Genomic DNA, 12,306 nt, shown 5'->3' on the forward strand with positions numbered 1-12,306 from the left:
AGAGCGGGCGGGCCGCCGGTCGTCGGGGCGGCCCCGGCCGTCCCGGGCGGCCACGGGCCGGTGCGAATCGGCGGTGGCCGGCGAATGCGGGGCGGCGGCGGTGCGGCATCCGGGTGGCATGCCACCGGGTGTCAGCACCTTATCGCCGGTGGAATGCACCGACAAGCAGAGGGGGGAACGAACCCCCTTTTGCCGTCATGGAATTGGCGGAGACGGGCGCGGGCAACCCTCTGACGACCTGACATATTGTCGAGTACATGACTCAAGTTGCCTGGTGAGCGAGGGTTGCCAAGGGGTTGTCAGTTGCCAGGCTCTGGCAACTGACAACCCCTTGAGCGGGATTGATCAAACCCGCCATGATGGCGATGCTCGAACGAGGTCGCGCTTCCCACCGCCGAAGAACGGCACCGGAAGGCATCCGGAGCCCTCCGCGCTCCCCCCTCGTCCCGGCGACCCACGGGTAGGTGAACGGCACCTTTCCGGCTGCGCCGCGCAGGCCGGTGGAAATGCCGTTCGCCCCCGTTCCGGTGAACTCCCGGAAATCCTCCCGTGAATGAATTCGGCGCGCACAGAAGCCCGGCTGAGGAGTACAGATGAGTGACGACCAGAACGACGGCCAGCAGTACCTCGTGGTGTTCAACGACGAGGAGCAGTACTCGATCTGGGCGGTCGGCCGCGAGGTCCCGGCGGGCTGGCACACCGAGGGCACCCAGGGCGGCAAGGACGAGTGCCTGGCCCGGATCTCCGAGGTCTGGACGGACATGCGGCCGCTCAGCCTGCGGCAGCGGATGGACCGGGCCGCCGCACAGGCCTGACCCCGTCCGGCACCCGACCGACCGGGCCCGGCCACCACCGCCACCATCACCGAAGGGCTGACCGTGCACACAACCCCGCCGCCCGGGACCGGGCAGAACGGCGCGGCCCCGGCCGAGCCCCGGAGGCCGGCCGGGTCACCCGGCGATCCCGCCGCCGGCGGGCCGCTGCTGCACGAGCTGGTCGCCGCGACGGCGGCCCGCACCCCGGACGCGACGGCGGTGGTCGACGACCACCGGGAGCTCGGCTACGCGGAACTGAACCGCCGCGCCAACCGGCTCGCCCACCACCTGCGCGCCCTCGGTGCCCGCCCCGACGACCTGGTGGGCGTCTGCCTGCACCGCGGCGTCGACCTGGCGGTCGCCCTGCTCGCGGTCTGGAAGGCCGGCGCGGCCTACGTCCCCTTCGACCCCAACCACCCCAAGGACCGCGTCGACTGGGTCCTGCGCGACACCGGCGCCCGGATCGTCCTCACCGAGCGGGCGCTCGCCGACCTGGTCCGCGCCGACGGCGTGCACGCGGTCGTCCTCGACTCCGCCGACTGCGGGCGCGACCTCGCCGCCCGGCCCGACACCGACCCCGGGCCGGGCGCCACCGCCGACCACCTCGCGTACGTCATCCACACCTCCGGCTCCACCGGCCGGCCCAAGGGCGTCGCCGTCAGCCACGGAGGCATCCGCAACCGGGTCGCCTGGACCGTCCGCACCCACGGACTCGGCCCCGGCGACCGGGTGCTGCAGAAGACCTCGCTCAGCTTCGACGCCGCCGGTTGGGAGTTCTTCGGCCCGCTGAGCAGCGGCGGGACGGTCGTGATGGCTCCGCCAGGCGTCGAACGCGACCCGGCCGAGATGGTCCGCACCGTCGCCCGGCAGCGGATCAGCGTCCTCCAGGTGGTGCCCTCGGTGCTGCGCCTGCTGGTCGAGGAGAGCGGCTGGGCCGACTGCACCGCCATGCGGCTGGTCTTCTCCGCCGGCGAGCCCCTGCACGCCGAGCTCTGCCAGCGCCTGCTGGCCCGCGTCGACGTGCAGATCTGGAACACCTACGGCCCCACCGAGTGCTCCATCGACGTCACCGCCCGCCGGTTCGACCCGCAGCAGCGGACCGGACCGGTGCTGATCGGCCGGCCCATCAGCGGGATCCGGCTGCTCGTCCTGGACGCCGACGGCGAGCTCGCCCCGATCGGACTGCCCGGCGAACTGCACGTCGGCGGCGCCGGCGTCGCCCGCGGCTACGTCAACCGCCCCGACCTCACCGCCGAGCGCTTCGTCCCGGACCCGTACGGCCCGGCCGGCGAACGCCTCTACCGCACCGGCGACCAGGTCCGCTGGCTCGCCGACGGCTCGCTGGAGTACCTCGGCCGGCTCGACGGCCAGGTCAAGGTGAACGGCGTCCGGATCGAGCCCGGTGAGATCGAGGCCGTCCTGGCCGGCCACCCACAGGTGCGCGCCGCCGCCGTCGCCGCCGTCCGCAACGCCGCGGGGATCGGCCGGATCGTCGCCTACCTCACCGTCCGCGACGACCCGGGCCACGAGGAGCTGCGCGCCTGGTGCCGCGAACGGCTCCCGGAGTACCTGGTGCCCGCCGTCTTCACCGTGCTGGCCGAGTTCCCCCTCACCACCAGCGGCAAGCTCGACCGCAAGGCCCTGCCCGCACCCGGTCCCCAGGCGCCCGCGAGCACCGGCCGCACCGCCCCGGCGACCGCCACCGAGCGCATCGTCGCCGCGATCTGGGCTGAACTGCTGGACACCCCCGACATCGCCGCCGAGGACGACTTCTTCCGGCTCGGCGGCTACTCCCTGCTGCTCGGCCGCCTCGCCCAGCGGCTGCGCGCCGCGACCGGCCGCGAGATCGCCCTCGCCGACCTGTTCACCGCCTCCACCGTGCGCGACCAGGCCCGCCTGCTGGACCTCGCCGGCGCCGACCGCACCGCCGTCACCCGGACCGACCGGAGCGCCCCGCTGCCGCTGTCGGCCGGCCAGCAGCGGATGTGGTTCCTCGACCAGCTGACCCCCGGCAGCGCCGAGTACGTCGTCCCGGTCTTCCTGCGCCTGCCCGCCGACACCGACCCGGCCGTCCTCGGCCGGGCCCTGGACGCCCTCGCGGCCCGGCACGAGGCGCTGCGCACCCGCTACCCGCTCACCGCCGGCCGCCCCGTCCAGCAGGTCGAGGCGCCCGGCCGGGTCGAGCTCGCCGTCACCGACGCGGCCGGGCCGGACCTGCCCGCCCTGTTCGGCGCGGAGATCGCCCGGAGCTTCGACCTCGCCCGCGGCCCGGTCTGGCGCGCCCTGCTCGCCCGCCGGCCCGACCACGCCCACCTGCTGCTGACCGTGCACCACATCGCCTGCGACGGCTGGTCCACCGTTCTGATCAAACGCGAGCTGCGGGCGCTGTACACCGCCCTCGCGGACGGCGCCGAGCCCGCCCTCGACCCGCTGCCGATCGGCTACCCGGACTTCGCGGCCTGGCAGCGCGAGCACCACCTCACCCCGGACCTGCTGGAACGCCAACTCGCCCACTGGCGAGGCGTCCTGGCCGGCCTGCCGACCCTGCGCACGCCGACCGACCGGCCGCGCCCCGCGCACCGCGAGGCACACGGCGCGGTCCACGCCTTCAGCATCCCCGCGCCGACCGCCGAGGCGCTCTTCGAGATCGGCCGCGGCCGCGGCGCGACCCCGTTCATGACCCTGCTGGCCCTGTGGCAGATCCTGCTCGGCCAGCACGGCGGACAGCACGACCTCGCCATCGGCACCCCGGTGGCGGGCCGGATCCGGCCCGAGACCCACGGCCTGGTCGGCTTCTTCCTCAACTCGCTCGTCCTGCGCACCGAGCTCGGCACGGACCTCAGCTTCGAGCAGGCCGTCGACCGGGTCCGGGACACCTGCCGGGCCGCCTTCGCCCACCAGGACCTGCCGTTCGAGCAGCTGGTCGAGGCCCTCCAGCCGACCCGCGACCCCTCCCGGACCCCGCTCTACCAGGCCCTGTTCGACCTCCAGGACGACGGACTCACCGGCCTGGCCGAGGACACCGCCGACCTCGCCGAGTTCGGCGCCGCCTGGCGCACCACCCCGACCGACCTGGCGCTGATCATGCGACGGCAGGAGAACGGCGACCTCGGCGGCCTGCTGGAGTACGCCAGCGCGCTCTTCGACCCCCGGACCGCCGAGTCCCTAGCCGAGGGCCTGGCCACCCTGGCCGGAAAGCTCGCCGCCGACCCGGGCGCCGCCCTCTCCGCGGTGGACGTCCGCACCGGCCGGGACCGCGAACGCGCCGCCCTGCCCTGGAACGTCCGGCACCCGGCCGTCCCCGGCACCGCCGGCACCGCCGGCACCCCCGGCACCCCTGACGCCGACCCGCCGCCGGCGCGGGCCGAGCACCTCGCCCCGCGCAACCCGTTCGAACAGCGGCTGGCAGAGATCTGGGCCGAGGCCCTGGAGACCCCCGTCGGCGTCCGCGACGACTTCTTCGCACTCGGCGGGAACTCCCTGCTCGCCGCCACCGTCACCGCCGCCGCGCGGGCCGAACTCGACCTCGACATCCCGGTCCGGGCGCTGTTCGACGGCCCCACGGTGGAGCAGTGGGCCCTGGCCCTGGAAGACCTGATCCGGGCGGAGATCGCCCAGCTCAGCGATGAGGACGTCGTGGCCGACACGACCCGTACGAAGGGGCAGCCGGCATGACTGCTGGAGACTCGCAGCACACCACCCACGGCGCCGCGGACCTCCGCGAGGAGCTGATCCGCCGCCGGATGGCCGGCGGCCGCGCCACCGGGCCCGCCGCCATCACCCCGGCCGACCGCAGCCGGCCGCTGACGCTCTCCTCCGGCCAGCGCCAGATGTGGTTCCTCAACCGGCTCGACCCCGACGCCGTCGAGTACCTGGTACCCCAACTCCTGCGCCTGCGAGGCGTCCTGGACACCACAGCGCTGGCCGCGGCCGTCGACGCACTGACCGCCCGGCACGAGATCCTGCGCACCCGGTACGCCCTGGACGGCGAGGAACCCGTCCAGATCGTCGACCCCGCCCGGGCCGGCACCCTCGCCACCGTCGACCTCACCGCGCTGCCCGCCGCCGAACGCGAGCACGCCGCCGAGGAGCAGGCCCGCCGCCAGGCCGCCCTGCCGTTCGACCTGGAGAGCGAACCGCCGCTGCGCGCGGCCCTGTTCCAGCTCTCGCCCGACGACCACCTGCTCGCCCTCACCCTGCACCACATCGCCTGCGACGAACGCTCGCAGGACATCCTGATGACCGAACTCTCCGCGCTGTACCAGGCGTTCGCCGCCGGACGGCCCTCCCCGCTGCCGGCCCCCGCGCTGCAGTACGCGGACTACGCGGCCTGGGAGCGCGAGACGTTCCGCACCGATCCCGCCGCCCGCCGCCGCCTGGGAACGTGGAAGGAGCAGCTGGCCGGCGTCGAACCGCTGGCCCTGCCCACCGACCGGCTGCGCCCTGCCGTCCGCTCCACCGAGGGCGCGGCCGTCCGGTTCGACGTCCCCGCCGGCACCGCCGAGCGGCTGCGCACCCTGGCCGGCGAGCACCGCACCACCCTGTTCACCGTGCTGCTGGCCGCCTACCAGGCCCAGCTGGCCCGCTGGAGCGGCAGCACCGACATCACCGTCGGCACCGTGGTCTCCGGCCGCACCCGCCCGGAGCTGCGCGACCTGGTCGGCTACGGCATCAACACCCTCGTCCTGCGCACCGCCTGGGAGGGCGACCGCTCCTTCGCCGAGCTCCTCCCGCACGTCCGGGCCACCGTGCTGGACGCCTTCGACCGCCAGGACACGCCGTTCGCCTCCCTGGTGGACGAACTCCGCCCCGAACGCGACCTCTCCGTCACCCCGCTCTTCCAGACCGCCTTCACCCTGCACGACGAGCGGGCCGGCGAGCTCACCCTCGGCGCCGTCCGGGCCGAGCCCGTCGCGCTGCCCTGGCAGGTCGCCAAGTTCGACCTCGCCCTCCAGGTCGCCGAGCGCGCCGACGGTTCGCTGGGCTGCCAGTTCGAGTACGCCACAGCGCTGTTCGACGGGTCGACCGTCCGCCGCTTCGCCGGCCACCTCACCCGGCTGCTGGCCGCCGTCGCCGAGCAGCCGCAGGCCGCGCTGTCCGGCATCGACCTGCTGGACGAGGCCGAACGCGCCGTGGTGGACCGGCCGATCCCCGGCGCACCGAGCGACCTGGACGGCAGCTGCGTCCACCGGGCGTTCGAGCGCCGGGCCGCGCTGACCCCCGACGCCGTCGCGGTCAGCCACCCCGGCGGCTCGCTCGGCTACGCCGAACTCAACCGGCGCGCCAACCGCCTCGCCCGCCGCCTGCGCCGGGCCGGCGTCGGCGTAGAGTCGCTGGTCGGCGTCTGCCTGGAGCGCGGCCCGGACCTCGTGGTCACCCTGCTCGCCGTGCTCAAGGCCGGCGGCGCGTACGTCCCGCTCGACCCGGCCTACCCGGCCGACCGCCTCGCCTACATGGCCTCCGACGCGGCACTGGTCTGCGCCGTCACCCAGACCGAGCACGCCGGCCTGGTCGCCTCCGTCTTCGACGGCCCCACGCTCGTCCTGTCGGAGCTCGACACCGAGCTCGCCGCGCTGCCCGCCGACGACCTGCCGCCGGTGACCGGCCCCGACAACTCCGTCTACGTCATCTACACCTCCGGCTCGACGGGTCGCCCCAAGGGTGTCGTGCTCTCGCACCGGGCCGTGCTGCGCCTGTTCACCGCCTCGGCCGGCCTGTACGGCTTCGGCCCGGACGACGTCTGGTCGCTGTTCCACTCCTACGCCTTCGACGTCTCGGTCTGGGAGATGTGGGGCGCGCTCCTCTTCGGCGGCCGCCTGGTCGTGGTGCCGTTCGACGTGGCCCGCTCACCCGAGGACTTCCTCGACCTGCTGGTCGCCGAGCGGGTCACGATGCTCAGTCAGACCCCGTCGGCGTTCCGTTCGCTGGTCGCCCTGGCCGGTGCGGACGACCCGCGGATCGGCGAACTCGCCCTGCGGCACGTGGTGTTCGGTGGTGAGAGGCTGGAGCTCGGCGACCTCCGGCCGTGGACCGACCGGCTCGGTCCGGACGCACCCGCGCTGATCAACATGTACGGGATCACCGAGACCACCGTCCACACCACGTTCCACCGCCTGACCGCCACCGACCTCGACACCCCCACCACCAGCCCGATCGGCAGCCCGCTGCCGGACCTCGGCGTGCACCTGCTGGACGCGCACGGCCGGCTGGTGCCGGTCGGCGTGGTCGGCGAGATCCACGTCAGCGGCCCCGGCGTGGCGCGCGGCTACCTGAACCGGCCGGAGCTGACCGCCGAGCGGTTCGTGCCGAACCCGTACGGCGCGCCCGGCTCCCGGCTCTACCGCTCCGGAGACCTCGCCCGCCGCCGCGCCGACGGCACCCTCGAATCGGTCGGCCGGGCCGACGACCAGGTCAAGATCCGCGGCTACCGGATCGAACTCGGCGAGATCCAGGCCGCGTTGGCCGCCCACCCCGACGTCCGCGAAGCCGTCGTCCTCGCCCGCGAGGACACCCCCGGGCAGAAGGAACTGGTCGCCTACTGGACCACCGACCCGGAGCTCGGCCCGGACGCCGGCCCGGACACCGCCGGCCTTCAGCACCTGCTCTCACAGACCCTCCCCGGCTACATGGTGCCCGCCGCCTTCGTCCGCCTCGACGCGATCCCGCTCACCGGCAACGGCAAGACCGACCGCCGCGCCCTGCCCGCGCCCCAGCGCTCCGCGGCCGGCACCGAGGGCGGCTTCGTCGCGCCGCGCACCGTCACCGAGCAGCGGATCGCCGAGGTCTGGTGCCAGGCCCTCAACCTCGACCGGGTCGGCGTCGAGACCACCTTCTTCGACCTCGGCGGCGACTCCATCCGGGCCGTGTCGCTGGTCGGCGCGCTGCGCGAGGCCGACTACGACGTCACCGTCCGCGACATCTTCGAGCACCGCACGGTGGCCGCGCTCGCCCAGTACCTCGGCAACCGTCAGGCCGTCCCCGTGCCCGCGCCCGCGGTCGCACCGCTGGAACTGGTCGACGAGACGGTCCGCCGGGCCCTGCCCGCCGGCGTGGTCGACGCCTACCCGCTGTCGCAGGTCCAGCTCGGCATGGTGGCGGAACTGCTCTCCGGCGGCAGCACGAACACCTACCACAACGTCACCGCCTTCCGGGTCCGCGACGACCGCCCGTTCGCCGCCGACGCCCTGCGCGCCGCGGTACGGGCCGTGGTCGCCCGCCACGAGGTGCTGCGGACCTCCTTCGAACTGACCGCCTTCGGCCTGCCGCTCCAGCTGGTCCACGGCTCGGTGGAACCGGACGTGCCGATCCACGACCTGCGCGGCCTGAGCGAGGACGAACAGCTGCGCGCCCTAGGGGAGTTCACCGCCGCCGAGCGGGCCAACCCGTTCGACCTCGACGTGCCGCCGCTGATCAGGGTCACCGCCCACCTCACCGCCGAGGACAGCTGGTGGATCTCCATCACCGAGTGCCACCCGGTCCTGGAGGGCTGGAGCTACCACTCCCTGCTGATGGAACTGCTGGAGACGTTCCGTGCGCTGCGCCTCGGCCGCACCCCGCTGGTGCCGCCGACGCCCGCCGTCCGGTTCGCCGACTTCATCGCGGCCGAACGGGCCGCCGTCGGCTCCCCGGAGCAACGCGCCTTCTGGCAGGGCGTCCTGGACGAGCACCCGGCCTTCTCGCTGCCCGCCGGCTGGGCGGCCGACCGTTCGGCCCCGCGCGAGTACTACCGCACCCCGGTGCCGTACCAGGACCTGGAGCCGCAGCTGCGCCTGCTGGCCGTCCGGGCCCGCGCCTCCCTGAAGAACGTGCTGGTCGCCGCCCACCTCAAGGTGCTCAGCATGCTCACCGAGGAGGCGAGCTTCTGCACCGGCCTGGTCTGCGACGGCCGGCCCGAGGTCGTCGGCGCCGACCGGGTGTACGGCATGTACCTCAACACCCTGCCGTTCCCGGCCCGCCGCACCGCCCGCACCTGGCGCGAGCTGGTGCAGCAGGTGCTCGATGACGAGATCGCGATGTGGCCGCACCGCCGGTTCCCGATGCCGGTCATCCAGCGGGAGCTCGGAGACGGCGGCCGCCTGATCGACGTGATGTTCAACCACCAGAACTTCCACCAGGTGGACCTCGGCCAGATCGACGCGGAGAGCGTCATCGACGAGGGCCACACCGAGTTCGGCCTGACCGTCACCACCCTCGGCGGCTGCTTCACCCTCGCCACCGACACCCACACCCTCGGCCGCGCCGACACGGACCGGATCGGCGCACTCTACCGAGCCGTCGTCGAGGCGATGGCGGCCGACCCGGACGGCGACGCCACCGTCACCTTCCTCCCCGACGCCGCCGAGTTGTCGGTGGTGGACCGGCCGATCGTGGGTGGGGTGGGTGGTTGGGAGGGGTTGTGCGTGCCCGAGGTGTTCGAGCGGCGGGTGGTGCTGTCGCCGGATGCGGTGGCGGTGTCGTTCGAGGGTGCGTCGTTGTCGTACGGGGAGTTGAACGCGCGGGCGAACCGGTTGGCGGGGTATCTGCGGGGTCTGGGGGTGGGGCCGGAGTCGCTGGTGGGGGTGTGTCTGGAGCGTGGGTTCGATCTGGTGGTGTCGCTGCTGGGGGTGCTGAAGGCCGGTGGTGCGTACGTGCCGTTGGATCCGGCGTATCCGGCGGAGCGGTTGGCGTACATGGCGTCGGATGCGGCGTTGGCGTGTGTGGTGACGCAGTCGGTGCACGCGGGGTTGGTGGGTTCGGTGTTCGGGGGGCCGGTGGTGGTGCTGGAGGAGGCCGCCGGGGTGCTCGCGCAGTTGCCGTCCGTCGATCTGGTGTCCGGTGCGGGGTCGGACGGTGCGGTGTACGTCATCTACACGTCCGGCTCGACGGGCCGGCCCAAGGGTGTCACGCTCTCGCACGCCAACGTGTTGGGTCTGTTCACGGCGACCGAGGGGTTGTTCTCCTTCTCGTCGGAGGACGTGTGGTCGTTGTTCCACTCGTACGCGTTCGACTTCTCGGTCTGGGAGTTGTGGGGTGCGTTGCTGTTCGGTGGTCGGGTGGCGGTGGTGCCGTTCGAGGTGGCGCGTTCGCCGGAGGACTTCCTCGACCTGCTGGTCGCCGAGCGGGTCACGATGCTCAGTCAGACCCCGTCGGCGTTCCGTTCGCTGGTCGCCCTGGCCGGCGCGGACGACCCGCGGATCGGCGAACTCGCCCTGCGGCACGTGGTGTTCGGTGGTGAGAGGCTGGAGCTCGGCGACCTCCGGCCGTGGACCGACCGGCTCGGCCCGGACACGCCCGCGCTGATCAACATGTACGGGATCACCGAGACCACCGTCCACACCACGTTCCACCGCCTCGACGGGACGGATCTCGCGTCGCCGTCCACCAGCCCGATCGGCAGCCCGCTGCCGGACCTCGGCGTGCACCTGCTGGACGCGCACGGCCGGCTGGTGCCGGTCGGCGTGGTCGGCGAGATCCACGTCAGCGGCCGCGGCGTCGCCCGCGGCTACCTGAACCGGCCGGAGCTGACCGCCGAGCGGTTCGTGCCGAACCCGTACGGCGCGCCCGGCTCCCGGCTCTACCGCTCCGGAGACCTCGCCCGCCGCCGCGCCGACGGCACCCTCGAATCGGTCGGCCGCGCCGACGACCAGGTCAAGATCCGCGGCTACCGGATCGAACTCGGGGAGATCCAGGCCGCGTTGGCCGCCCACCCCGACGTCCGCGAGGCCGTCGTGATCGTCCGCGAGGACGCGCCCGGTGACCGCCGACTGGTCGCGTACGTCGTCCCCGGGCCCGCCGCCCCCGCCGCCGACGTCCTGCGCAAGCACGCCGCCCAGGCGCTGCCCGACTACATGGTTCCGTCGGCCTTCGTCCTGCTGGACGAGCTGCCGCTGACCGCCCACGGCAAGCTCGACCGGCGTGCCCTGCCGGCACCCGCGGCGGAGTGGGTCCCGGAGGGCCGCAAGCCGGCCTCGGAGATCGAGCGGGTCCTCTGCGGCCTGTTCGCTGACGTCCTGGGCCGGACCGGGGTCACCGTCGACGACGACTTCTTCGCGCTCGGCGGCCACTCGCTGCTGGTGACCAAGCTGGTCAGCCGGATCCGGATCGAGCTCGGCGTCGAGCTGGCGATCCGCACGGTCTTCGAGGCGTCGACCGTCGCCGCCCTCGCCGGCCGGATCGGCACCGCCGAGGAGGCCCGCGGCGGCCTCCGGGAGGGGGAACGCCCGACCGTGGTCCCGTTGTCGTTCGCGCAGCAGCGGCTGTGGTTCCTGAACCGCTTCGAGGGTCCCTCCTCGACCTACAACATCCCGGTGGCCCTGCGGCTCTCCGGCCAGGTGGACGCCGCCGCACTGCGGCTCGCCCTGACCGACCTGGTGGGCCGGCACGAGAGCCTGCGCACGGTGTACCCCGAGATCGGCGGCGAGCCGTTCCAACGGGTGCTGCCGCTCGGCGAGATGGGCGAGCTGCTGACGGTGGTGCCGGGCGCCGACGAGGCGGCCGTGGCCGAGGCCGCGGGGTGCTCCTTCGACGTGACGGTGGACCTGCCGATCCGGGCGTGGCTGTTCGAGACGGGTGCGGAGGAGTCGGTGCTGCTGATCGTGCTGCACCACATCGCCGGTGACGGCTGGTCGCTGGCACCCCTCTCCCGTGACCTGGGGTCGGCGTACGCGGCGCGGTCGGGCGGGGTGGCGCCGGTGTGGGACGAGTTGCCGGTGCAGTACGCGGACTACACGTTGTGGCAGCGGGAGCTGCTGGGTGAGGAGAGCGACCCGTCGAGTCTGCTGGCGCGGCAACTCGGTTTCTGGGAAGCGGCTTTGGCGGATCTGCCGGCGGAGTTGGCGTTGCCGGCGGACCGGGTGCGGCCGGTGGAGTCCGGTGGTGCGGGCGGCCTGGTGCAGTTCCGGTTGGCCGATGAGGTGTTCGCGGGTGTGTCCGCGTTGGCCCGGGAGTCCGGGGCGACGGTGTTCATGGTGGTGCAGGCGGCGGTGGCGGCGCTGCTGTGCCGCCTGGGTGCGGGGACGGACGTGCCGATCGGCACGCCGGTGGCCGGCCGCACCGACGAGGCGCTCGACGACCTGGTGGGCTTCTTCGTGAACACGTTGGTGCTGCGGACGGACGTGTCGGGTGATCCGACGTTCCGGGAGCTGGTGAGCCGGGTCCGGTCTGCGGATCTGGCGGCGTTCGCGCACCAGGACGTGCCGTTCGAGCGGCTGGTCGAGGTGCTCAACCCGGTCCGTTCGATGAACCGCCACCCGCTGTTCCAGGTGATGCTGACCTTCGACGACGGTGAGGTGGCGGCCAGCCTGGAGCTGCCGGGCATCGACGTCGCGCCGGTGCCGACGGTCGGCAGCACCGCCAAGTTCGACCTGTCCTTCGGGTTCTCCGACCGCGCGGGCCACGGACTGGACGCCAGCGTGGAGTTCTCGGCGGATCTGTTCGACCGGTCGACGGCCGAGGGGTTGGTGGCGCGGTTCCAGCGTCTGCTGGCGGCGGTGGTGGCGGATCCGGGGGTTCG

The 12,306-nt window shown here is 73.7% G+C and carries 3 protein-coding genes; all 3 read left to right on the forward strand.

Going from position 1 to position 12,306, the window contains the following annotated elements; all coding sequences use genetic code 11:
* Nucleotides 1–593 precede the first annotated feature (593 nt).
* On the forward strand, nucleotides 594–815 hold the full coding sequence (locus ACIOFR_RS37440; protein WP_401004563.1) for an MbtH family protein: 222 nt from the start codon (nucleotides 594–596) through the stop codon (nucleotides 813–815).
* Nucleotides 816–878: 63 nt separating this feature from the next.
* Complete coding sequence (locus tag ACIOFR_RS37445) at nucleotides 879–4,490, forward strand: amino acid adenylation domain-containing protein (RefSeq protein ID WP_401004565.1); 3,612 nt, start codon at nucleotides 879–881, stop codon at nucleotides 4,488–4,490.
* The coding region (locus ACIOFR_RS37450) for an amino acid adenylation domain-containing protein (RefSeq protein WP_401004567.1) at nucleotides 4,487–12,306 on the forward strand (7,820 nt) is incomplete at its 3' end. The genes ACIOFR_RS37445 and ACIOFR_RS37450, both read left to right, overlap by 4 nt.

The sequence above is a fragment of the Kitasatospora sp. NPDC088346 genome, from assembly GCF_044740765.1.
In the GTDB taxonomy this organism is placed as follows: domain Bacteria; phylum Actinomycetota; class Actinomycetes; order Streptomycetales; family Streptomycetaceae; genus Kitasatospora.